We start from the raw sequence: 21,818 nt of genomic DNA, 5'->3' as shown, positions 1-21,818 counted from the left end.
CTGCTCGGGTGGACCCCAAGCATCTCTTCGACGACCCCCGGCTGACCGCGGTCGGCCTGCTCTACGAGGCCCACGACGGCCTGCTGAACAGGCTCGGGGAGGCTTGGAAGAGCAATGGACTCTCGGGTCTCGACATGAATGCGCTGATGCGACTGAGCCGTTCGACGGGTCGCAAGCTCCGCATGACCGACCTGGCCGTCCAGACCAGCCTGTCCACCAGCGGCGTCACCCGCCTCGTCGACCGCCTGGAGCGCAACGGCTTCGTCCGCCGCGAGGCCGACCCCGCCGACCGCCGCAGCTCCTACGCCGTCCTCACCGCCGCCGGGGCCACCCGCGTCGCCCGCGTGCTGCCCGCCTACCTCGACGGCATCGACCGCTGGTTCACCAACCTGCTGACCCCCGAGCAACTCGAGCACCTCACCGCGGGACTGCGCATCATCCGCGACGCCACCAACCCGGAGGCCACCCAGGTCTCCGAGTAGGCGACTACTGGTACTTGATGAGCAGCATGAACGCCCACAGCAGGGCGATCAGGGCGAGGATCAGGAAGGGAAGCACGGTGCGCAGCGCGGGCCAGGTCGGCTGCCAATAGCGCTGCATCACTCGGGAATTGGTGACGGCCCGGGTGAGGGGCGGGATGCGGTAGACGACGATCAGGATCATCGACAGGGCGATGTCGACCATCGCCAGGATGAGGTAAACGTTCGTCATCGGCCCCGCTCCAACATTCCCGACGTCAGTGCAACGCAGTGTAATCAGCCGACGGCCCGCGGGTGGGGTCTACGGGATCGCGCCCGCGGCCAGGGCGGCGGGCCAGCTGGGGTACTCACTGAGGTTCTTGGCTGCATCGGCGGCGGCACCGGTGCAGCCGAAACCGGTGTGCCAGGTGCCGTCTGCGAGCTCGACCGCGCCGAGCTGCATCGGCGCGGGCAGCGCGGCGAGGAAGCGGCCGAGGGCGGCGGGGGACAGCAGCCAGAGCTCGCCGTAGATCGCCGCGCCGGATTCGGTATCGGGGATGCGGGTCACCGCCGGTTTGGGCGGCGTGGTGTCGAGGGCGGCCAGGCGGTAGCGCGGGGCCGTGTGGATCGGGCCCGACCAGCGGGCCCCCAGGGTGGTGAGCTGGTGTTCGAGAGGCTGGCCGCGCAGGTGCGCGCCGAAGACCACCAGCTCCTGGGTGGCGGCGATGGCCAGCGGCCAGGCCGGTTCCGTTGTGTCGAGCGGGGTTCCGGTGATCATGGCGGCGACGTCGAGGGCCACGGCGTCGTCGAACGCGCGCGCCAGCACGGTCACGCCGAAGGGGGCGTCGGCGGTTCCGCCGCCGGGGACGGCGACCGCGCACAGGTCGAAGAGGTTGCAGAAGTTGGTGTAGACACCCATCCGGGAGTTGACGCCGATCGGGTCGGCGGCGACCTCGGCCAGGGTGGGATGCGTGGGGACGGTGGGGACCAGCAGCGCATCGGCACCGGCGAGGCTCGCCAGGGCGGCGGTGCGCAGCCGGTCCAGTTCGGCGAGGTCGGTCACCAGTCGGTGCGCGGGCACGTCGCGGGCGGCCGTGATGATGGAACCGACTGTGGGATCGACGGATTCGGGATGGGCGTCGATGAATTCACCGACGGCGCCATAGCGTTCGGCGACCAGCGCACCGTCGTACAGCAGCCGGGCGGCGGCCAGGAACGGGGTGGGGTCCACCGTCACGATGGTCGCGCCGCCCGCCCTCAGCCCCTCGACGGTGCGCTCGAATTCGGTGCGCCACAGCGGATCCAGGTCGGGCAGCTCGGCGAAGACCGCGACCACGGGCCGCGGCGGGGCGGCCAGGCGGGTGTCGGCGGGCCAGGCGCGGCCGGGGGCGCCGGCGGCCATCACACCCATGGCCCGGTTCGCGGTGGCCAGATCGGCGGCGAAGATGGTCACGCAGTCGTAGGAACGGCAGGCCGGGACGACACCTTCGGTGGAGACCACGCCGAGGGTCGGTTTGATCCCCACCAGTCCGTGCAGGGCCGCGGGAACTCGCCCGGATCCGGCGGTGTCGGTGCCGATGGCGATATCGGCCTCGCCCAGCGCGACGGCGGCCGCCGAGCCGGAACTCGAACCGCCCGAGATGAATCCGGGCCGCACCGCGTTCTCGACCACCCCGTACGGCGAGCGGGTGCCGACCAGACCGGTGGCGAATTGATCCAGGTTGGTCTTGCCGACCACGACCGCGCCCGCGCCACGCAGGGCGGCGACGACGGCCGCGTCCTGCTCTGGGGTGTACGCGAAATCGGGGCAGGCGGCGGTGGTGGGCAGGCCCGCGACATCCACATTGTCCTTCACGGCCAGCCGCAGACCGGCCAAAAAGCCGGTGGCGCTGGCGGTTTCGGCCGTGACGTCGGCGTCGGATCGGCGGTGGATCCACACGGTCATGCTCGAGTCTCCTTGACTGGTCAGGCGGCTAGGGCGTTTCGGCGAGTTCCCCGGCCTCGCGCCAGGAAATGCGCTCGGCGGTGAAGGCCTCGGACTGGCGGGCCCGGAACTCGTCGATGGAATCGGCGTTGGCGGTCAGGAACTTTCGGTAGTCGGCGAGGCGGAACTCGCCGTCTGCGGCCTGTAGCTCGCCGCGACCGGCCGCCGTGTCGGCGCGCAGGTCCAGTAGTTCCTCGCCGCTCACCGGATACCAGCTGATGCGGTCGAAATACCGCAGCAGCCAGGGATCTTCGCCGATACCGGTGGAGCGGTGATTCCACACCTGGGTGGTGCGGCCGACGAACTGGTAGCCGCCGGGGCCCTCCATGCCGTAGATGCACAGGTACGCGCCGCCGATGCCGACCGCGTTCTCCGGCGTCCAGGTGCGGGCCGGGTTGTACTTGGTGGTGACCAGGCGGTGGCGGGGATCGGTCGGGGTGGCGACCGGCGCGCCCAGGTAGACGTCGCCCAGGCCGAGCACCAGGTATTCGGCGGCGAAGACGGTGTCGAAAACGTCGTCGACGGAAGCCAATCCGTTCATCCGGCGGATGAACTCGATGTTCCACGGGCACCACGGCGCGTCCGCGCGGACACCGTGCATGTAGCGGGTGATGGCCTCGCGGGTCGACGGATCGTCCCAGGACAGCGGCAGTCGCACGGTCCGGCTGGGCACCACCAGCTGGTCGGCCGACGGCAGTTCCGACTCCACCTCGCCGAGCAGATCCAGCAGGCCCCGCGTGGAGAGGCGGCGCGGATCGTGGCGCACCTGCAACGAGCGCACGCCGGGAGTGAGCTCGGTGACGCCCGGCTCGGCGCGCTCCAGCAGCGCCTGGTGCAGGGCGTGCACGCGGGCGCGCAACTCCAGATCCAGTGTCATGTCGCCGTATTCGATGAGCATGCCGTCATCACCCGCGCGGCGGTAGGTGACCGCGGTGTCGGTGCCGTCGCGGCGGGCCAGCACCCCGTCGTCGCCGTCACCGCCGGGGGAGAGCACCACCGGCCAGTTCGCGCGGCGCTCGGGTCCGAGCTCGCGCACCGAGGCGGCGCGGTCCGCGCGCACCGGGACGAAGCGCACCTTGTCACCGGAGGTGAGTTGGCCGAGTTTCCAGCGGTCGGCGGCGACCACGGTGACGGGGCAGACGAAGCCGCCCAGGCTCGGGCCGTCCGGACCGAGCAGGATGGGGGTATCGCCGGTGAAGTCCAGTGCGCCAACGGAATACGCGGTGTCGTGGATATTCGAGGGGTGCAGTCCGGCCTCGCCGCCGTCCTGGCGCGCCCACTGCGGCTTCGGCCCGATCAGCCGCACACCGGTCCGATCGGAGTTGAAGTGCACCTCGTAGTCGGTGCCGACGATGGTGTCGAAGTCGTTGCGGGTGAAGAACTCCGGGGCGCCGTGCGGGCCCTCGGTGACGGCCAGTTCCCAGCGCCGGGTCAGCACCGGCTGATCGTCGCCGGGCACCCCGGCACTCACCCGTCCCGGTGCGCCGAGGGCGAAGGTGTCCTCCGCCGCCAGTGCCCGGCCGGTCCCGCCGCCGAAGCGGCCGAGGGTGAAAGTCGCACGGCTGCCCAGGTATTCGGGCACGTCCAGGCCGCCCGCGATCAGGATGTAGCTGCGCATGCCCGGGCCGCGCACCATGCCGACGTCGAGGATGCCGCCCGCCGGAACCAGCACACTGCGCCACTGGTCCTCCGGGCGTCCGTTCACGGTGATCGGCACCGGTGCGCCGGTCACGCAGATCCAGGTGTCGTGTTCGAAGCGCAGGGACGGACCACCGAGGGTGCACTCCAGTCCGGCCGCGCCCTCCGGATTGCCCAGCGCTCGATTGCCCAGGCGGAAGGACAGGTCGTCCATCGGGCCGGACGGCGGCACGCCCACGTGCCAGTAGCCGACCCGGGCGGGCCAATCCTGCACGGTGGTCAGCATTCCCGGCCGCACCACGCGCACGGCGGGGGCCGGTTCGGCGGGCACGGTCTGCTCCGGCTGGAGCAGTACGGCGGTCATCGGGTCACCACCATGCGGACCGGGGTGGGGTCGAATCCGTTGCAGGGGTTGTTGATCTGCGGGCAGTTGGACACCAGTACCAGGGTGTCGATCTCGGCGCGCAGGGTGATCTTCTTGCCGGGCGCGGACAGGCCGTCCACGATGCCGAGGGTGCCGTCCGGCTCGACGGGGACGTTCATGAACCAGTTGATGTTGGAGACCAGATCGCGTTTGCCCAGGCCCCATTTCAAGCCCTCGACGAGGAAGTTCTCGACGCAGGCGTGCTGATGGCGGGTGTGATGGCCGTAGCGCAGCGTATTGGACTCCTGCGAGCAGGCCCCGGCCACCGTGTCGTGATTGCCGACCTCGTCGGCGACGACCGTCATCAGCGGCGTGCCCGCCTCGGTGCGCAGGACGCTGCCGGTGCTCAGGAAGATATTGCGCTGCGCGGTGACCGTGGCCTGGGCGCTGTAGCGGTCGCTGTGGTCGGCGGCGGCGTAGAGCAGGCAGTCGACGGCCTGATTGCCGTGCAGGTCGATGATCTCGAGCTGCTCACCGGCACGGACGATCGTCGACCAGGGGCCGCGGGCGGGGACGGTCTCGTCCAGGACGAGGGTGCGGGCCGAGACGGTCATGCGTGGGCCTCCAGAGTTCTCGCGGTCCAGTCCTGTTCGGTGTTCTGCACCGCGCGCAGGTATTCCGGGTCGGTGCCGTGCGGGAGCAGCAGTTCCTCGGGAGCCGCCCAGGCCACCACGTCGAGATCGGTGACGGGGGTGTCGTCGAGGGGGTGTGCGGCATTGGCCAGCAGCAGCGTCACCGGCAGGTGGATGAGGAGCTCCACCGCCGCGCCCGCACCCGCACCGCCGGTAACCGACAGCGCCCCATCGGATTCCACGCGCACACCGCGGAACAACGACACCGTGGGTCCGATGTCGCGGGGTTGCAGGCCCTGCTTGACACCGGCCAGGTGCAGGCCGTCGCGGGCGGCCGGTGACGGGCCACACAGGGTGTCGTGGTGACCGGAGGAATCGGCGATCACGGTGGCCAGCACCCGGCCCTGATCCGACAGCAGCGGATGCCCGGCCCCCAGGTAGGCCTGCCACGGCACCTTCACGGTGTCGGCGACATTCATTCGCTCCCAAGGGGATTCGGCGCGCAGCAGCAGCAGGTGGGCGCAGGCCGAGCCTTCCGGATCCGAGAGTCGGACCCGGGTGCCCCGGGCGAGCACCGTATTGGCGTAGCCGCCGGACGGAATGCGCTGTGCATAAGTGATTTTCGAGCCGTCGACCCCGGCGGGCAATTCCGGTCCACTGCGGGCGGCGGCGGCCGCCTGCGAGCGGGCGTGCTCGCGCGCTCCGGTGGTATTCGCTGTGGTCATCTACAACTCCGTTTCGTGGACGTCGCCGGGACGAAGATCGGGACGAGTGCGCCGGGCCCGCCACCCGCGGTGGGCGCGGCGCAGCAGGTCGGCGAGCAGCATGGCCAGTTCGGGGCGGCCCCGCAGCCGGGGATCGGGATACTGCTGCGACACGGTGAACTCCTGCGGGTCAGGCGATCTGGGGTTCGGGAGCGGCCGCGATGAGCGACCGGGACGGGGTCACCAGGCGATGCACGACCACGCCGACCAGCACCGTGACGAGCACGAAAAGCGGTGCGGCCCAGAGCATCCACCAGCTGCCGCCGGTGGGCGTGTACACCTCGCTGCGCGGCCAGGCCAGGTTGATCGCCATCGCGACGCCCCACACCACGGCCAGCGCGTTGATCGCGATCCCGTAGCGGCCCAGGCCGAACAGCTTGCCGCCGGTCTCGGTGACCGCCGCGTCGGCGGGCCAGCCCTTGATCCGGCGCAGCAGCAGCGGCACCGTCACCAGCAGGTAGGCGAGGTACAGCATCACGATGCAGACACTGGCCAGGGTCGCGAAGACCGCGCCGTTGCCCAGGTTCAGCGCCAGCAGACCGATGCCGAGCACGCCGATGACGACGCTGGGCCACACCGGGGTGCCGAAGCGTGGATGCACCGTGGCGAGCCGCTTGGCGAACGGCAGGCGGCCGTCACGGGCCATCGAGAACAGCAGGCGCGAGCCCGCGGTCTGAATCGCCAAGGTGCACACCGTGATCGCGCAGGCCACACAGGCCAGCACCACCTTGCCGGGCGTGGTGGAGAGCTTGGCCTCGATGACGTAGGCCAGGCCGCCGGTGCTCAGCGAGCCGTCGGTCAGGCTCGGGGCGGCCATCAGCGCGCCCAGCAGGATCAGGCCGCCGCCCAGCGCCGACACGGTCAGCGCCGTGAGGATGGTGCGCGGCGCGACCTGGCGCGGGTTCTTGGTCTCCTCGGAAAGCTCACCGGCGGAATCGAATCCGACCATCACGTAGGCGGCCATCAACCCGGAGGCCAGGAACGCGGCCCAGAACGGCCCGGGCGCGGCCTGATCGGTGTGCATGACGACGCCGGGGCCGCGATCGGTGTGGGTGAAGAACACCGCGATCACGGCGATCACGCCGATGATCTCGATGGTCACGCCGAGGGAGTTGATGCGGGCCATCCAGTCGATGCCCACCACATTGATGAGCGTGGTGATCACCAGCAGCACGCTGCCCAGCAGCACCGCGTTGGACGCGCCGTCGTGCGAGGTGAGCGCGCTGTCGGTGCCGATCAGCTGGAACCCGGACCAGATGCTGGGCAGCACCACCTGCAGTGCGATGGCGGCCGCGGCGGCGGTGACGACCTGGGCGATGATCATCATCCAGCCCGCGAACCAGCCCACCAGCTCGCCCGCCAGGCGGCGCGACCACTGGTAGATACAGCCCGAAAGCGGGTAGCGCGCGGCCAGTTCCGCGAAGTTCAGCGCGACCAGGAACTGGCCGGCGAACACGATCGGCCAGGTCCAGAAGAAGGCGGCGCCGCCGAAGGAGTAGCCGAAGCCGAAGAACTGGAAGATCGTGGTCAGGATGGACACGAAGGAGAATCCGGCCGCGAAGGACGCGTAGCGGCCGAGCTTGCGGTGCAGGACCGGTTCGTAGCCGAAGCGGGCCAGGTCGGCACTGTCGGCGGTGGCGCGAATGGAGGTGCTCGGCGGGTGGTCGGGGACGAGGGCTTCGGCAGAGGCAACCATGGCGGCGAATCTTTCGCGAGATGAATATCTATCGCTTGAAAGTTTTCCTGGCGCGATCGCGTCTGCGGTGACGGCGAAGTATCGGAAGGATGGCCCGCCGTAACTTCTGTGTTGCCGCTATTTCTATCAAGTGACAGAAAACTCACCTCGCAGGTGGTCCCCGCGGGTAGGACAGAATATGGGAGTGACTCAACTCGGACCCGGCCGACCCCGCCTGGAACCCCGTCGGCGCGCGGGCCAGACGCCGCGGGCCGAAATCCTGGACGCCGCGGCCGAACTGTTCACCAGCCACGGCTACGGCAACACCTCCACCCGCGCGGTCGCCGACGCCGTCGGCATCCGGCAGGCCTCGCTGTATCACCACTTCGCGGCCAAGGACGACATCCTCGACGCGCTGCTCGCCGAAACCGTCACCACCCCATTGGAACTGGCGACCGCGCTGGCCGACGGGCCGGAACCGGCCGTGATCCGGCTCTACGCGCTGGCCTGGTTCGACGTCAGCCAGCTCTGCGCCAGCCGGTGGAATTTGGGGGCGCTGTATCTACTACCCGAGCTACGCAGCGAACGCTTCGCCAGATTCCGGGCTCGCCGCGACACCTTGCGCGGGCACTACGAGACCCTCGCCGCCGCGGTCATCGCCGACACCGGCGACGCGGCCGTCGCGGGCGCGGAACTGCTGCCCTTCCGGCTGGTCGAATCGGTCATCAATATGCGCTCCGACGAGGGTGACGCACCGCAGTACGCCGAACAGCTCATCCCCGACGCCATCCTGCGCCTGGTCGGCAACACCGGCTCACTGGCCGAAATCCGGACCGCCGCACTGGAACTGGCGGCCCGGCACACACCCGAGCGGTAGACCGGTCAGGATTTGCCCTTCGAGGTGCCCCACTTCAGGCCCCAGTTGTAGGCCTGATCGACCGCCATCTTGCCCCACAGGCGGCGGCCCTCCGGCGGCCGGATGAAACGGCCCTCACGGCGTACCACCAGCTCGCCCTGATGGTTCTCGATCAGTGCCAGCACCATCTCGCGCGAATCATCGGTGCAGCCACCGACTTCCATCTCGATGGGCGGGGAATCACGCGGATACAGGGTGGCGGTCGCGCGCACGCCGCGGAAATCCTGGGCCCCCTCGTACAGGGACGCGAAGACCAGGATGCGGCGGAAGTCGGCGGTGTGGTCGAGATTGATCGACAGGTTCTCGCCGGTCGTGCTGGAACCGGTGCGGTCATCCTGATCGAGGGCGATGAACGGTGGCTTGTGCAGAGTGCCGAAGGTGTCCAGGGCGCTCACGCAACCCTTGGAACCGTCCGCCAGCTCCCAGAACGCGCACAGATCCAGGTCGAGTCCGCCACTGCCGGAACGCTTCCGGCCGAAGAGTCCACCGCCCGAGCTGGGCACCGACCAGTTCAGGTTCACCCGCATGATGCCGCCGGTCGCACCCTGCTTGGTCAGCGAGACCGCGGGAGCGTCCTTGGTCAGGGAGATCTTGCCCAGATTCACCCGCGGCTGGTCCGGTGCGGGCGGCTGGGATGCGGGCGGCTGCGCCGTGAACGGGGCGGGCGGCGGGAAGCCCGGCTGCGGCGAATAAGGCTGCTGCGGTGGGTAAGTCGGCTGCGGTGCGTGGAACTGCTGCTCCGAAGAGTACGTCGGCTGCGGATAGGCAGGAGGCGGCGCGAACGGCTGTTGCGCGGGGTCCGCCGGATACGGCTGTTGCCCGCCCTGGCCCGGGTAGGGCGGTGGCGCGAGTTGACCCGGATATGGCTGCTGCGGTGGCTGACTCGGGTAGGGCTGCCCGGCGGGCTGACTTGGGTAGGGCTGTTGCGGTGGCTGGCTCGAGTACGGCTGGCCTGGGGGCTGGCTCGGATACTGCTGCGGGGCGGGCTGATCCGGGTACGGCGGCGGTGTGGGCCGGGCAGGTGTGGGCGGCTGCCAGGGCTGATCCGGGTACGGCGGCTGCTGGGGTGGGTATGCGGTAGGTGCGACCGGGTTCGGCTGTGAGATGGCGGGGTTCGGTGGTGATCCGCCCTGAGATTGTGATGCGCTCGAAGTCGGTTGCGGTGCAGGGGTATTCGGTTGAGAGATGTTCGGGTTGGACTGGCCGGTGGCGGGGCCGGATTGCGGGGCGGCCGGGTCGTCGTCTACCGAGATGCCGAAATCCCTTGCCAGTCCGGCCAATCCGGAGTCGTAGCCCTGGCCGACCGCGCGGAACTTCCAGCCGCCGGCTCGGCGGTACAGCTCGCCGAGGACGAAGGCGGTCTCGGTGGTGGCGTCGGTGCTGTCGAAGCGGGCCAGTTCGGTGCCGACCGTGTCGATCAGACGGACGTGCAGGCCCTGGAACTGGGCGAAGGTGCCGCTGTCGGCGGAGGCGGCCAGCACGATGGTCTCGATCTGCGACTCCACCTGGTCCAGCGTCACCGAGAGGACGTCGAGGACCTGCGGGCCCTGGCGCTTGCCGTCGTGGCGGACCGCGCCCGAGGCGTGCCGGGGCTGGTTGTAGAAGACGAAATCGGCGTCGGAGCGGACGCGGCCACCGGCCAGCAGCAGGGCCGAGGCATCGGCGTCGGGGACGCCGGGTCCCGACTGCCAGCCGAGCTCGATTCGAAGCTCGGACGCCGGCACCGCAACGTTGGAACCCTTCATCATCGACACGGGTTCCAACGTATCCGATTCGGACATCGCCCGTTCGGGGTAATGATTGGCAAATGTTCGGCAGGCCGAGGGCCTGCATCTACACTGTTAAACGGTCATACGGCACATTGGTGGCAACACCGGCGTGCGCGGCGGCCACGACCGGATACCGGATTCTTCGGACAGCTGTCTCAGCGGCGGGAGCGACGGATGACGGAAGCGCAGCTCGACCTGGGTCGCAAGAAATGGATCACGCTCGGCGTGCTCGCGCTGGGGTTGTCCATGGTGGTGCTCGACGGCACCATCGTCTCGGTCTCGCTGCCCGTGATCATCGACGATCTGCGGCTGAATTTCACTCAGGCCCAATGGATCAACAGCATCTACGCGGTCGTGCTGGCCGCGCTGCTGATCACCAGCGGCCGCCTCGGCGACCGGCTCGGCCGCCGCGGCATGTTCGCGCTGGGGGTGGTGGTGTTCCTGCTCGGCAGCGTGCTCGCCGCCCGCGCGCACGGGGCCTGGCCGCTGCTGCTGGGCCGCATCGTGCAGGGCATCGGCGCGGCCGGGATCATGCCGGGCACCCTGGCCACCATGAACGCGCTGTTCCGGGGGCGCGATCGGATCATCGCGTTCGCCGTGTGGGGGTCGGTGATCTCCGGGGTCGCCGCGATCGGGCCGCTGCTCGGCGGCTGGCTCACCACCTACCACTCGTGGCCGTGGATCTTCCTGGTCAACATCCCGCTCGGTGCGGTGGTGCTGATCGGACTGTTCCTTTTCGTGCCCGAGACCCGTATGGGCAAGACCGCGCCGGGTCTGGATGTGGACGGATTCCTGCTCAGCGCAGCGGGTTTCGCGCTGCTGGTGTTCGCGCTCATCGAAGGCCAGACCTACGGCTGGTGGAAACCGTTGCGGGAGTTCCCGTTGGCGGGATGGAAGTGGCCGCAGAGCGCGCCGATCTCACCGATCCCGATCCTGCTGCTGCTCGGCGTGCTCGCGCTGGTGCTGTTCCTGCGCTGGGAGCAGCATCGCGCGCTGATCGGGCGCTCCGCGCTGCTCGACCCGTCGCTGTTCCGGATCCCCAGCTTCCGGTGGGGCAATATCACCGCGTTCCTGGTGGCGCTGGGCGAGTTCGGCCTGCTGTTCGTGCTGCCGCTGTTCATGGTCAACGTGCTCGGGCTCTCGCCGCTCGGCGCGGGATATGTGCTGGCGGCCATGGCCGTCGGCGCGTTCTTCGCGGCCGGGATCGCGGAGGGGCTGGTGCGGAAACACGGGCCGGTGCGAGTCGTGCAGCTGGGCTTGGGATTCGAGGCCGTGGCCATCGCCCTGGCCGCGCTGTTCGTCACCCCGCACATCTCCGGCTGGTGGCTGGCGGTGCTGCTGATCGGGTACGGGCTCGGGCTCGGCATGGCCTCGGCGCAGCTGACCGGGGCGGTGCTCGCCGATGTGCCGCCGGACAATTCGGGTCAGGGGTCGGCCATTCAGAGCACGGTGCGGCAGGTCGGCTCGGCCTTCGGCACCGCGATCGTGGGCGCGCTGCTGTCCGCGGCCCTGGCCCACGATCTGCCGAAACGGTTGTCACAGGTGCCGGATCTGAAGCAGGACGCCGCCGACACCCTGGCCACCGCCACCCGGGAATCCGCGGGCGGCGCCATCTCCGGGGTGCGTGAACACCACGGGGCCGCCGCCATCGTGGACGCGCTGAGCCGGGCTTTCACCGACTCCACCCGCACCACGCTGCTGGCCGCGGCGATCTTCCTGCTGATCGGCCTGGCCGCTGCCACCCGTATCCCCAACCGGGGATACACCGGGGTCGAGGAGAGTTCCTAGAGCAGCTGGCCGTCGCTGCACAAGCCGGTGGAGCGGGTCGAATCGTGCGGCCACACCACGCCCGGATCGAAACTCCAGCGGGTGATCGGGCCCGCCGACTTCCACAGCAGCCCACCGCTGGTCGGGACCGCCTCGAACTGGTCGCCGACGCCGGGGATGAGCTGATCGCCCGAGCAGTAGTCGTCGTAGTCGGTGCCGGGCTGGCGGGCGCCCGCGCTGAACAGGCCCGCCGGATTGGCGTTCGCGCCCGGATTGGGCACGGTGCTCACACCCGCCGCACCGCCCGGGAACCAGCGCGGCCCGGCCGAGTCGCTGCCACAGGTGTAGGTCGTGCCCCCGGCCGCGATCTGCTCACCCTGCGGGTGAGCGCCACCGGCCCAGAGACAGGAGGCGGCGGCCTCGAGGTGCACCGGGGTGGTGTCGATGCGGGAATCCGCCACCGTTCCCACCCCGAGGCCGCCCGCGGCCATGACGAACGTCGTGAGCAGAGTAAGCGGTTTGATCACTGCAATCACCCTTGATTTCGTGCGAATCCGATTGGCGGAGATGCCAATCAGAAATAGCGCGGGGGGTTACAGTGGGCGGTTTCAGTCGATCAGGCCCAGGGCCCGCACCCGCTGGAAGACCAGCAGCGAGCCGGGCGCGACGTGATCCATCGCCGCGTATTCGGCCAGGGTGAACCAGCGCAGTTCGGCGATCTCACCCGAGGGCGCGGGTTCGGCGGTGAGCTCGCCCAGGAAGCAGGTCATGTGGAGAGGGGTGCCCGGCGCGTGGCCGTACGCGTCGGCTTCGAACACGCCCAGCTCGCTGACGGCGGTGGCATCCACCCCGAGTTCCTCGCGAATCTCCCTGTGCAGGGCCATTTCCGGAGTCTCGCCGGGATCGATCTTGCCGCCCGCCATGTAGAACACTTCTTTGCCGGTGGACCGGGTCTGCAACATTCGCCGATCCCGGATGTGCGCCAGCGCCGCGGTGCGAATCACCGGGCCAGCCTAGCCAGCCGCGGTTGCGCGGGATTCGCGGGTTCAGCGGGCGGGCGGCGCGATCTTCCAGTGCGACTGCAACGCCGCCGCGATATCGGGCAGGATTGTCACGGGAATCCGCTTGTGCCGCAGCATGTTCCGGATCTCGTTGACCTGATCGCGCTTGCGCATGTCGTAGGCGCCGGCCATCGGGCCCACCACCGGCGGAATGGACAGCAGCACCAGTTCTCCGTGTGGCTCCGCGCCGCCGTTGAGATCCAGTGCCAGCGACCACCGGGACCGGTCGTCGAGGGTGAACCGCCCGGCGACCACCCGGCCCCACTCGATGGTCGAGGCCGCCCACGGCGTGCGGCGCTGAATCGATTCCTCGCTCAATACGATGGCATCCCGTCCGAACAGCACCACCTGAAGTGCGATGGCGACGACGATCCCCAGGAACGCGCCCGACACGACTCGATTCAGCCCGAACAGCGCCACCGTCGCCCCGCACACCGCCCCGGCCGCCAGCAGCCCGATGACGGCGTACAAGGCCATCCGCCGCCCCGGCACCACACCAGCCCGCACCGCACCGGCCTGCACCACAGTCATCCCGCCTCCCGCAACCGACTGCGGCACACCGTACTCCTCGGTGTGCTTCGCCTCCACCACCGCGATCACGAGGTCACCCGGCCCGGCCGAGTCGCCCGGCGGGGCTGTGGATGGCTGTGGACATCCGCCGAACCGCGATATCGCCCGGACGGTCTGCGGCGTTGCGCTGCGGCTTCGCCGAAGACACTGTGCCGGAATCGATCTAGGCCAGGTCGGCGGGGGTGGCGACGACGATGCCGAACAGGTCGCCGATGGTGGCCAGGGCTGCGTTGTGGAGTTGGGCGGCGGGGACCTCGGCAGCCGGGGAGGAGAGGGGGCGGGTGGCGCAGGCGGTGGCCACGACGGTGGGGAGGTTGCCGCGCAGGAAGGCGCCCTCGGTGGTGAAGGTGACGCACATGTGGGTCATGAAACCGGCGATGACCACGGACTTGTTGCCTGCGGCGTCGACGTGGTCGGCCAGGTCGGTGTCCACGAAGGCATTGGGGGCGGTTTTGACCACCACCGGTTCGCCTTCGAGCGGGGCCACGGCGGGGTGGATCCGACCGATCTCCGCGGTGATGTCGTAGGGGGTGCCGACGCCGCCGTCGTTGATGATGTGGATAACTTTCGCGCCTGCCGCTCGGGCGCGGGCGAGCAGGTCGGCGGCGGCGGTGAGGGCGGGTTCCCAGCCGTCGAGTTCCATTACGCCGTGGGTGTAGGTGTTCTGGTAGTCGACCAGGATCAGGGTGGAGTCGGCCAGGGCGGCGGGGGTGGAGTCGAAGCCGTTGAGGTCGCGCAGGGTCTGGGAAGCCATGGGGTGCAAGCCTTTTCGTGGTTTGGTCGGGGTCGCGAACCGCGGTGTGCGGTGGATGTCTTCCACGCTAGGGTGCGAGGGGCGTGTCGGGAATGTCAGGTAACCTGCAGATTCGGACATCGACCTGAGGAGTGGGCTTGACCACCGTGGAACGGCTGATCGTGATCGTGCTCTTCGATCAGGTCGATCTGCTCGACGTCACCGGGCCGCCCGAGGTCTTCGCGCTGTTGCGACGCGAGCTGGACGGCGAGACCGGGTATCGGGTGGTACTGGCCGCGGAGACCCTCGAACCGGTGACGACTTCCGCCGGGGTGCGGGTGCTGCCCGACATCACCTTCGACGAATTGGCATCCCGCCGCATCGACACGCTGCTGGTGCCCGGCGCGGTCGAGGTGGACGAACAGGGGCGGGTGCGGGCGATCAGTGATCCCGCCGTGGTCGAGCGGGTGCGGGTGCTCGCGGGGCAGACCCGTCGGGTGGCCTCGGTGTGCGTCGGGGCCCATATCCTCGCGGACGCAGGGCTTTTGGATGGACGGCGTGCCACCACGCACTGGTCGACGGCGCAGCAGCTGGCCGCCGAGCATCCGGCGATCGAGGTCGACGCCGACCCGATCTTCATTCGCGACAAGGATGTCTGGACCGGTGCGGGGCTCACCGCCTGCCTGGATCTGTCGCTGGCGCTGGTCGCCGACGACTTCGGGGAGGCGGCCGCGCTGCGGGTCGCGCGGCAGCTGGTGATGTTCCTGAAGCGGCCCAGCGGGCAGAGTCAGTTCAGCGTCTCACTCGAACCGGTGTCGACCACGCGGCGCATCGACGATGTGCGCCACTACATTTCGCGGCATCTCGCCGGATCGCTGACGGTGGTGGACCTGGCCGCGCACATGCACGTGAGCGAGCGGCAGTTGACGCGGGTGTTCAAGACCGAGTTGGGGATGACCCCGGCCGCCTACATCGAGTCGGCGCGCGTCGAGGTGGCGCGCAACCAGCTGGAGACGACCGACCACACCCTCGAACGGGTCGCGAGCCTGAGCGGTTTCAATACCACCGACACCCTCACCCGGGCCTTCCGGCGTCAGCTCGACACGACGCCGACGGAGTATCGAAACCGCTTCCGACTCAACTGATCACGCTTCCAGCGCGACCGCTGCCTCGGCGGTGTACACCAGGAAGGTCAGGCTCTCCTGGAAGTAGAGCTGCACCGAGTCGGCATCGTGCGACAGGTAGCCGATCGACAGGTCCTGGCCGATCTGCAGATCGAAATCGCCACCGCGGGTGGACAATACGAAGGCGCCGTCGATGGCGGGCGCCCAGATGATGTCGCCGTCGATGAGCCGCTCGATATGGGTGCGGATCGGGTGACCGTGGTCGGAGGTCTCACTGACCGCGGTGTACAGATCCGCCGACAGCAGCACCGAGTACGGGCCGTCCACACCCGCCAGCCGCAGCTTGCTCAGCGCCTGCGCCACGGCCTCGGGGGCCAGGCGCGGGTCGCCCGGCAGCTTCACCGGTTCGCAGGAGGTGGTGGAGCGAATGCCGGTGATACCGGCCGCGGGGTAGCCCTCGAAGATGGCGCGGTCCTCGGCGAAGGCGATCTTCTTGGCCGCCTCCTTCACCGGGTCCAGATCGGTGTCGTGCGCGCCGCGCTCGACATTGTCGAGCTCCTCGCGTGACAGCGTGAACGGCACCCGCAGCTCCACCAGCGGCAGCACCGCGCGCTGCCGCGCCCGCACCCCCTCGCCGGGGGACTCGATGGTGGTGGTGCGGCCCAGGCCGACCGCGTTGAAATCGTCGCCGTGCGGACCGGACAGGTCCACCACGCGCCGACCGGCGATGTGCCGCTTGAAGGTTCGCGTCGCCTCCTCCTCGATGGCCGACCAGGCCTCCGAGGTGATGGGCGCGAGTTCCCGGTGCAGGTTGTTCATGTTTGCTCCTTTGATTCAGCGCCGTAGCGAGCCGATACCGAGTGATCCGTGCCCGTTGGTCTGGACAACATCGTTGGCGGCCAGGGATTCCCGGGCCACCGCCGCCGCGGGCGCGGGTGCGTCCGGCAGGGCGTCGAAGAACCCCGCGGGCGGGGTGAAGAACGAGGTGCCGGTGACGGCGGTGGAGAAATCCAGGATCCGGTCGTAGGCGGCGTCCGGGGTGCCGAGGAACATGCGCTCCAGCATGGTCTCGGTGACGGTGGGGTCGTCGGCGTAAGCGATGTAGTACGTACCGAATTCGCCGTCCTTGACGCTGCCGAACGGCATATTGGCGCGCACGATATTGCCGACCTCGTCCTGGTCGTTCACCGCCACATGGGAATTCGCGGGCTTGTCGGCGTCGGAGAGCTCGTAGTCGTCGAGCTTGGTGCGGCCGATCACCTTTTCCTGCTCGGTGGTGGAGAGCGCCTTCCACGAATCGAGGTCGTGCAGGTACTTCTGCACGATTACGTAACTGCCCCCGGCGAATTCGGGATCCTCGTCGCCGACCAGACCGGCGACCAGCGCCAGCTCGCCCTCCGGATTCTCGGTGCCGTCGACGAAGCCGAGCAGGTCACGCTGCTCGAAATACCGGAAGCCCACCGTCTGATCGACGATGGTGGCGGCCCCGGTGAGTCGCTCACCGATCTTCATGGCCAGCTCGAAGCAGGCGTCCTGGGACTCGGCCTTGATGTGGAACAGCAGGTCACCCGCCGTGATCGGGGCCTGATGCTTGTCACCGACGTAGCCCGGAAACTCGTGCAGCTGTGCGGGTTTCGATCCCGAGAAGAGCCGGTCCCACGCGCCCGATCCGACGCTCGTGATGCAGGCCAAACCGGAGCCGGGCACCCGGAAGCCGACGGAGCGGCGTAACCCGGGCAGGTCTGCGAGTAGCTCGCGCACCACCGCCTCGCCACCCTCGTCGATCGTGGCGACGAGGAAGATCGCGGCCGGTGTCAGCGGGTCGAGGAACGGCTGTGGCTCACCCATGGGTTCCACCCTAAGCCCCGATCCGGGCAAACCGTCGCCGGGTTGCCCGGTGAGTGCCTCGCTACTTGGCGACGGTCAGCAGAAACGCCACGTCGTCGATGGCTTTGACGCTGTGGCGTGCGTTCGGGATCACCAGCAGGTCGCCCGCGGAACCCTTCCACTCGTTGGTTCCACTGATCAGCGCGAGCACGCCGCTGAGCACCACCATGGTGGCCTCACCCGGATTCTCGTGCTCGGCGAGCGTCTGACCCGCGGTCAGCGCGATGACCGTCTGCCGCAGGCTGTGGGCGTGCCCGCCGTAGATGGTCTGCGAGCTGCGGCCGCTCGAGGCGGTGGCCGCCAGTTTGAGTTGCTGGCGAGCAACCGCGGTCAGCGATTTCTTGTCCATGGACTGCCTTTCGCCGGAGTATCGCTGAGTATGCCGGACGAGCTCATACCAATCGGCTGTTTCGCGGATGGCGTGTACAGGAATTGCTGGATGCGAAATGGATGCGTTATCAGGGCTGCCGCAAGCCAGGGGAGGCGGGGCGATAACGGCGGAATCTATAGCGGAGACCGGTGGTGGACTCCTGCCAGGGTTCGTCGTCTGCTTGCCACTCGGGGTCGATGACGGGTGCCAGCGTGTCGCCGTCGACGTCGGCATCCACCTCGGTGACCATCAGCTCGGTCGCCAAAGGCATTGCGGCGCGATAGATCTCGCCACCGCCCGCGACCCACACCGGACCGTCCCCGGCCAGTTCGAGGGCCTGCTCCAGCGATCCCGCGGGTTCCGCGCCGTCGGCGGCCCACTCCGGTTGGCGGGTCACCACGATATTGCGCCGCCCCGCCAGCGGGCGGAATCGCGGCGGCAGCGAATCCCAGGTGCGGCGGCCCATCACCACCGGATGCCCCCAGGTGACTTCCTTGAAATGCGCCATGTCCTCGGGTACCCGCCACGGAATCGTGTTGTCCCGCCCGATGATTCCCTTCGGCGTCTGCGCCCAGATCAGCCCGATCGTCCGGCTCACGCGGCGCTCACACCGCCACCGGGGCCTTGATGGCCGGATGATGCTGGTAGCCCTGGATTTCCACGTCCTCGTAGACGTAGTCGAACAGGGTCGGCGCGGGCCGCAGGTGCAGGCTCGGGAACGGGTACGGGTCGCGGGTCAGCTGCTCGCGCACCTGGTCCACGTGATTGTCGTAGATGTGCACATCGCCACCGGTCCAGATGAACTCGCCGGGCAGCAGTTCGGTCTGCTGGGCGACCATCATGGTCAGCAGCGCGTAGCTGGCGATATTGAACGGCACGCCCAGGAACAGGTCCGCGCTGCGCTGATACAGCTGGCAGGAGAGCTTGCCGTCGGCCACATAGAACTGGAAGAAGGTGTGGCAGGGGGCCAGCGCCATCTTGTCGAGATCGGCCACGTTCCACGCCGAGACGATGATGCGGCGCGAATCCGGATCGGTGCGCAGCGTCTGCAGCACCTGCGAGATCTGATCGATGTGGGTGCCGTCCGGCGTCGGCCAGGACCGCCACTGCACGCCGTAGACCGGACCCAGTTCGCCCTGCGCGTCGGCCCACTCGTCCCAGATGGTGACGCCGTTGTCCCGCAGCCACTTCACGTTGGAATCGCCGCGCAGGAACCACAGCAGCTCGTAGACGATGGACTTCAGGTGCACCTTCTTGGTGGTGATCAGCGGGAAGCCCTGCGACAGGTCGTAGCGCAGCTGATGGCCGAAGATGCTGCGGGTTCCGGTGCCCGTCCGATCGGCTTTCGGGGTGCCGGACTCCAGCACCAGTCGGAGCAGGTCCTCGTACTGGGTATCTCGGCCGCTGTTCACGCCTGGCAAGCTTACGCATCGTGCGGAAGCTATTTGTGATCGGAATCGGAGCGGGAGATCCGGACCAGGTGACGGTGCAGGCCATCAAGGCATTGCGCCAGGTAGACGTGTTCTATGTCATCGGGAAAGGGGACGCGAAACAGGAACTGGTCGACGTGCGCGCCGCCATCCTGGCCGAGCATGTGCCGGGGCCGCACACCATCGTGGAAATCGCCGACCCGCCGCGGGACCGGAGTGTGCCGGGCACCGGGGCGGACGCCGCGTACCGGGATGTGGTGGGGGACTGGCACGAGGCGCGGGCCGAGCTGTTCGAGGCCGCGTTCGCCGAAACCGAGGGTGTGGGCGGCATTCTCGTGTGGGGTGATCCGTCGCTGTACGACAGCACCCTGCGCATCGTCGAGCGGGTGCTCGACCGTGAGCGCGTCCAGTTCGACTACGAGGTGATCCCGGGCATCACCAGCGTGCAGGCGCTGGCCGCCGCGCATCGCATGGTGCTGCACGAGATCGGCGAGCCGGTGCACATCACCACCGGGCGGCGGTTGCGTGAGGAGGGGCTGGCCGCGGGCGAGGCGCGGCTGGTGATGCTGGACGGCGACTGCTCGTTCACCGAGGTGCCCGGTGACGACCTCTACATCTGGTGGGGTGCGTACCTGGGGATGCCCGACGAGGTGATCGTCGAGGGGCCGCTGCGGGTGGTCGAGGGCCGGATCGCGCGGCGGCGGGCCGCGTTGCGTGAGGCCAAGGGCTGGATCATGGACACCTACCTGCTGCGACGGGGGTAGTCGGACCGTTCATCGCGGAGCCCTTGACCAACTATTGGCAGAGCGTCAATAGTTGGGCGACGGTGTAGTGGGGCGTGCGACGAGGCGCGCTCCGGCGTGTGGAGGTACGGCATGACGACCCCGATCCAACGGGCCGGACAACTGCGGGACGAATACGGCGCGGCCGACGCGAACGCGGCCGAGCTGCTGTGCGACCGGCATCCCGCCGACGCGGTGGCGTTCACGTTCGTGGCGCCCGACCTCGGCAGTGTGGATCTGACCTTCGGGGAATTGCGGGCGCGCTCCGAGCGGGTCGCGGCGGCGCTCGTGGAACTCGGTGTGCGCGAAGGGGATCGGGTCGCCACCCTGATGGGGAAGTCTCAGGAGCTGGTGGTGGCGCTGCTGGCCATCTGGCGTTTGGGGGCGGTGCACGTGCCGCTGTTCACCGCGTTCGCGCCGGGAGCGATCGCCATGCGGGTCAACGGGAATGGGACGACCTTCGTCATCACCGACGGGGCGCAGCGGGACAAGCTCGCGCCCAGTGCGGATCTGCCCGCCGAACGGGACTGGCGGATCATCACCACCGGCACGCCCGTCGGTGACGATGTCGCGTTCCAGACGCTGCTCGAAAACACCGGTCCGGCACCGGAATCCGTGGCCATCGGCGGGGACGGCGTGCTGGTGGAACTGTTCACCTCGGGCACCACGGGGACGCCCAAGGCCGTGCCGATGCGGCTGGGTGGCATGGCGGGCGTGGTCATGTACCTCGAATACGGGATCGACTACGCGGACGGTGACGTCTTCTGGAATATCGCCGATCCCGGCTGGGCGTACGGGCTCTACATCGCCATCCTCGCGCCCATGGCCACCGGGCGGCGCAGTCTGCTGGTGTGCGCCGCCTTCGATCCGGCGCTGACCTGGCGGGTGCTGAAAGAGTTCGGGATCACCAATTTCGCTGCGGCACCGACGGTTTACCGGGCGCTGCGGCATGCGCCGATTCCGGACGGGCTGGTGCTGCGGCATCTGTCCTCGGCCGGGGAACCGCTCACACCCGATGTCATCACGTGGTCGCGGCAGGCACTGGGTGTCGAGATCCGGGATCACTACGGGCAGACCGAAACCGGGATGACGGTGGTCAACGCGTGGCATCCGGATCTGATCGCCGAGATCAAGACGGGGTCGATGGGTAAGCCCATGCCCGGCTACACAGTGCAAGTGCTGCAACTGGATTCGGATGATCCGGCCGCGGTGGGCGAAGCGGGGCGGGTGGCCATCGCGACCTCCAGTCCGCTGCTGACCTTCCGTGGTTACCGCAATGCGCCCGAGTCGAGCGCGGCGCGGTTCACGGCGGACGGCGAGTGGTATCTCACCGGAGATGTCGCGGCTCTCGACGCCGACGGGTATCTGACCTTCGCGTCGCGTGACGACGATGTCATCCTCATGGCGGGGTACCGGATCGGGCCGTTCGAGGTGGAAAGCGTTCTCACCAGCCATGATTCGATCTCGGAGGCGGCAGTCATCGGGGTGCCCGACGAGCTGCGCGGCGAAGTCCTGATCGCGGTCGCGGTCCTCGCGCCCGGTGTCGGGCCGGACGAAGCGCTGACGGCGGACCTACAGCAGTTGGTGAAGCAGAAGCTGGCCGCGCACGTCTATCCCCGTCGCATCCACTACGTCCCGGAGTTGCCGAAGACGCCCAGCGGGAAGGTGCAGCGCTTCCTGCTCCGTGCGCAGTTCAACGACTGAATCGGGCTGGTTCCGGGGCTGGTCGTGAATGTGCACAAAATGTCTGGGACAGGCTGGGGATAACGTCAATTGTGCAGTCTGCCCGGGTGATGTGAGCTGAGTCATGCCGGGATGTGTGGTCCGGCATCTTCACAGCAACGATGCAGGAGTGGGTAGATGAGGGAGACTCGGCGACGCCGCCGACTGACGG

23 protein-coding genes are annotated in these 21,818 nt (G+C 68.8%); 6 read left to right on the top strand and 17 right to left on the bottom strand.

The genetic code is table 11. From position 1 onward, the window contains the following. Window positions 1-8 precede the first annotated feature (8 nt). A complete protein-coding gene (locus tag OG300_RS28025) occupies window positions 9-482 on the top strand; it encodes a MarR family winged helix-turn-helix transcriptional regulator (RefSeq protein ID WP_405486023.1) in 474 nt (157 codons plus the stop codon). 4 nt (window positions 483-486) lie between these two features. Here OG300_RS28025 and OG300_RS28020 read toward each other — a convergent pair whose 3' ends face one another. The 7 genes from OG300_RS28020 to OG300_RS27990 all read right to left on the bottom strand — a co-directional run bounded on the left by OG300_RS28020 (window position 487) and on the right by OG300_RS27990 (window position 7,536). After that, the gene (locus OG300_RS28020) at window positions 487-711 is read right to left on the bottom strand and encodes a hypothetical protein (protein WP_405486022.1); all 225 of its coding nucleotides are present in this window, start codon (window positions 709-711) and stop codon (window positions 487-489) included. A gap of 69 nt (window positions 712-780) precedes the next feature. Further along, a complete protein-coding gene (gene atzF, locus OG300_RS28015) occupies window positions 781-2,403 on the bottom strand; it encodes an allophanate hydrolase (RefSeq protein WP_405486021.1) in 1,623 nt (540 codons plus the stop codon). A 28-nt stretch (window positions 2,404-2,431) separates the two neighbouring features. After that, the gene (locus tag OG300_RS28010; RefSeq protein WP_405486020.1) at window positions 2,432-4,444 is read right to left on the bottom strand and encodes a 5-oxoprolinase/urea amidolyase family protein; all 2,013 of its coding nucleotides are present in this window, start codon (window positions 4,442-4,444) and stop codon (window positions 2,432-2,434) included. After that, entirely contained in the window at window positions 4,441-5,058 is a 618-nt protein-coding gene (locus OG300_RS28005; protein ID WP_405486019.1) for an urea amidolyase associated protein UAAP2, read from the bottom strand. Before OG300_RS28005 ends, OG300_RS28010 begins: the two co-directional genes overlap by 4 nt. Continuing rightward, window positions 5,055-5,801: a DUF1989 domain-containing protein gene (locus tag OG300_RS28000; RefSeq protein ID WP_405486018.1), complete on the bottom strand. Its 747-nt coding sequence runs from the start codon at window positions 5,799-5,801 to the stop codon at window positions 5,055-5,057. The genes OG300_RS28005 and OG300_RS28000 overlap by 4 nt, the downstream gene beginning before the upstream one ends. Beyond that, the gene (locus OG300_RS27995) at window positions 5,802-5,954 is read right to left on the bottom strand and encodes a hypothetical protein (protein ID WP_405486017.1); all 153 of its coding nucleotides are present in this window, start codon (window positions 5,952-5,954) and stop codon (window positions 5,802-5,804) included. It abuts the gene before it with no gap. A gap of 16 nt (window positions 5,955-5,970) precedes the next feature. Further along, a complete protein-coding gene (locus OG300_RS27990) occupies window positions 5,971-7,536 on the bottom strand; it encodes an amino acid permease (RefSeq protein ID WP_405486016.1) in 1,566 nt (521 codons plus the stop codon). 178 nt (window positions 7,537-7,714) lie between these two features. Here OG300_RS27990 and OG300_RS27985 point away from each other — a divergent pair, with 178 nt between their 5' ends. Beyond that, window positions 7,715-8,392: a TetR/AcrR family transcriptional regulator gene (locus OG300_RS27985; protein WP_405486015.1), complete on the top strand. Its 678-nt coding sequence runs from the start codon at window positions 7,715-7,717 to the stop codon at window positions 8,390-8,392. A 5-nt stretch (window positions 8,393-8,397) separates the two neighbouring features. On the opposite strand, the gene OG300_RS27980 is transcribed toward OG300_RS27985, so the two are convergent. Then, the gene (locus OG300_RS27980) at window positions 8,398-10,179 is read right to left on the bottom strand and encodes a TerD family protein (protein ID WP_405498703.1); all 1,782 of its coding nucleotides are present in this window, start codon (window positions 10,177-10,179) and stop codon (window positions 8,398-8,400) included. 195 nt (window positions 10,180-10,374) lie between these two features. On the opposite strand from OG300_RS27980, the gene OG300_RS27975 reads away from it, so the two are divergent. Further along, the gene (locus OG300_RS27975) at window positions 10,375-11,988 is read left to right on the top strand and encodes an MFS transporter (protein WP_405486014.1); all 1,614 of its coding nucleotides are present in this window, start codon (window positions 10,375-10,377) and stop codon (window positions 11,986-11,988) included. On the opposite strand, the gene OG300_RS27970 is transcribed toward OG300_RS27975, so the two are convergent. From OG300_RS27970 to OG300_RS27955, 4 genes are all read right to left on the bottom strand, one after another. Beyond that, window positions 11,985-12,494 (bottom strand): hypothetical protein, encoded by a 510-nt coding sequence (locus OG300_RS27970; RefSeq protein ID WP_405486013.1) that lies wholly within the window; start codon window positions 12,492-12,494, stop codon window positions 11,985-11,987. The two genes, OG300_RS27975 and OG300_RS27970, sit on opposite strands and share 4 nt — an antisense overlap. Window positions 12,495-12,575: 81 nt before the next feature. Next, window positions 12,576-12,971: an NUDIX domain-containing protein gene (locus OG300_RS27965; protein ID WP_405486012.1), complete on the bottom strand. Its 396-nt coding sequence runs from the start codon at window positions 12,969-12,971 to the stop codon at window positions 12,576-12,578. A gap of 42 nt (window positions 12,972-13,013) precedes the next feature. Next, window positions 13,014-13,628, bottom strand: a complete 615-nt coding sequence (locus OG300_RS27960) for a hypothetical protein (RefSeq protein ID WP_405486011.1) — start codon at window positions 13,626-13,628, stop codon at window positions 13,014-13,016. Between the two features lie 133 nt (window positions 13,629-13,761). Beyond that, window positions 13,762-14,352 carry an isochorismatase family protein gene (locus OG300_RS27955; protein WP_405486010.1) on the bottom strand — a complete coding sequence of 197 codons (591 nt, stop codon included), beginning with the start codon at window positions 14,350-14,352 and terminating at the stop codon, window positions 13,762-13,764. Between the two features lie 146 nt (window positions 14,353-14,498). Between OG300_RS27955 and OG300_RS27950 the strand changes: the two genes are divergently transcribed. Next, window positions 14,499-15,476, top strand: a complete 978-nt coding sequence (locus OG300_RS27950; RefSeq protein ID WP_405498702.1) for a GlxA family transcriptional regulator — start codon at window positions 14,499-14,501, stop codon at window positions 15,474-15,476. On the opposite strand, the gene OG300_RS27945 is transcribed toward OG300_RS27950, so the two are convergent. The 5 genes from OG300_RS27945 to OG300_RS27925 all read right to left on the bottom strand — a co-directional run bounded on the left by OG300_RS27945 (window position 15,477) and on the right by OG300_RS27925 (window position 19,124). After that, entirely contained in the window at window positions 15,477-16,274 is a 798-nt protein-coding gene (locus OG300_RS27945) for a family 1 encapsulin nanocompartment shell protein (RefSeq protein WP_405486009.1), read from the bottom strand. Between the two features lie 15 nt (window positions 16,275-16,289). Beyond that, window positions 16,290-17,303, bottom strand: coding sequence for a Dyp-type peroxidase (locus OG300_RS27940; protein WP_405486008.1), 1,014 nt, complete (start codon window positions 17,301-17,303; stop codon window positions 16,290-16,292). A 61-nt stretch (window positions 17,304-17,364) separates the two neighbouring features. Further along, on the bottom strand, window positions 17,365-17,691 hold the full coding sequence (locus tag OG300_RS27935) for a cupin domain-containing protein (protein WP_405486007.1): 327 nt from the start codon (window positions 17,689-17,691) through the stop codon (window positions 17,365-17,367). A gap of 109 nt (window positions 17,692-17,800) precedes the next feature. Further along, the gene (locus OG300_RS27930; protein ID WP_405486006.1) at window positions 17,801-18,310 is read right to left on the bottom strand and encodes a dihydrofolate reductase; all 510 of its coding nucleotides are present in this window, start codon (window positions 18,308-18,310) and stop codon (window positions 17,801-17,803) included. Window positions 18,311-18,317: 7 nt separating this feature from the next. After that, window positions 18,318-19,124: a thymidylate synthase gene (locus tag OG300_RS27925; RefSeq protein ID WP_405486005.1), complete on the bottom strand. Its 807-nt coding sequence runs from the start codon at window positions 19,122-19,124 to the stop codon at window positions 18,318-18,320. Window positions 19,125-19,144: 20 nt separating this feature from the next. Here OG300_RS27925 and cobF point away from each other — a divergent pair, with 20 nt between their 5' ends. Continuing rightward, entirely contained in the window at window positions 19,145-19,906 is a 762-nt protein-coding gene (gene cobF / locus OG300_RS27920) for a precorrin-6A synthase (deacetylating) (RefSeq protein WP_405486004.1), read from the top strand. A 111-nt stretch (window positions 19,907-20,017) separates the two neighbouring features. After that, window positions 20,018-21,628, top strand: coding sequence for an AMP-binding protein (locus OG300_RS27915; protein ID WP_405486003.1), 1,611 nt, complete (start codon window positions 20,018-20,020; stop codon window positions 21,626-21,628). Window positions 21,629-21,818: the final 190 nt, after the last annotated feature.

Source organism: Nocardia sp. NBC_00511, from assembly GCF_045161165.1.
Classification (GTDB): Bacteria; Actinomycetota; Actinomycetes; order Mycobacteriales; family Mycobacteriaceae; genus Nocardia.
The sequence above is the reverse complement of the archived record's forward strand: the minus strand, read 5'-3'. Positions and strand labels throughout refer to the sequence as shown.

Bases quoted from the DNA above. Each gene is read 5' to 3' on its own strand.
- OG300_RS27915 (WP_405486003.1), top strand. From the start codon at position 20,018: ATGACGACCCCGATCCAACGGGCCGGACAACTGCGGGACGAATACGGC.
- OG300_RS27990 (WP_405486016.1), bottom strand. From the start codon at position 7,536: ATGGTTGCCTCTGCCGAAGCCCTCGTCCCCGACCACCCGCCGAGCACC.
- OG300_RS27945 (WP_405486009.1), bottom strand. From the start codon at position 16,274: ATGAACAACCTGCACCGGGAACTCGCGCCCATCACCTCGGAGGCCTGG.
- OG300_RS28000 (WP_405486018.1), bottom strand. From the start codon at position 5,801: ATGACCACAGCGAATACCACCGGAGCGCGCGAGCACGCCCGCTCGCAG.
- atzF (WP_405486021.1), bottom strand. From the start codon at position 2,403: ATGACCGTGTGGATCCACCGCCGATCCGACGCCGACGTCACGGCCGAA.
- OG300_RS27975 (WP_405486014.1), top strand. From the start codon at position 10,375: ATGACGGAAGCGCAGCTCGACCTGGGTCGCAAGAAATGGATCACGCTC.
- OG300_RS28005 (WP_405486019.1), bottom strand. From the start codon at position 5,058: ATGACCGTCTCGGCCCGCACCCTCGTCCTGGACGAGACCGTCCCCGCC.
- OG300_RS28020 (WP_405486022.1), bottom strand. From the start codon at position 711: ATGACGAACGTTTACCTCATCCTGGCGATGGTCGACATCGCCCTGTCG.
- OG300_RS27935 (WP_405486007.1), bottom strand. From the start codon at position 17,691: ATGGACAAGAAATCGCTGACCGCGGTTGCTCGCCAGCAACTCAAACTG.
- OG300_RS27985 (WP_405486015.1), top strand. From the start codon at position 7,715: ATGGGAGTGACTCAACTCGGACCCGGCCGACCCCGCCTGGAACCCCGT.
- OG300_RS27980 (WP_405498703.1), bottom strand. From the start codon at position 10,179: ATGATGAAGGGTTCCAACGTTGCGGTGCCGGCGTCCGAGCTTCGAATC.
- OG300_RS28010 (WP_405486020.1), bottom strand. From the start codon at position 4,444: ATGACCGCCGTACTGCTCCAGCCGGAGCAGACCGTGCCCGCCGAACCG.
- OG300_RS27955 (WP_405486010.1), bottom strand. From the start codon at position 14,352: ATGGCTTCCCAGACCCTGCGCGACCTCAACGGCTTCGACTCCACCCCC.
- OG300_RS27940 (WP_405486008.1), bottom strand. From the start codon at position 17,303: ATGGGTGAGCCACAGCCGTTCCTCGACCCGCTGACACCGGCCGCGATC.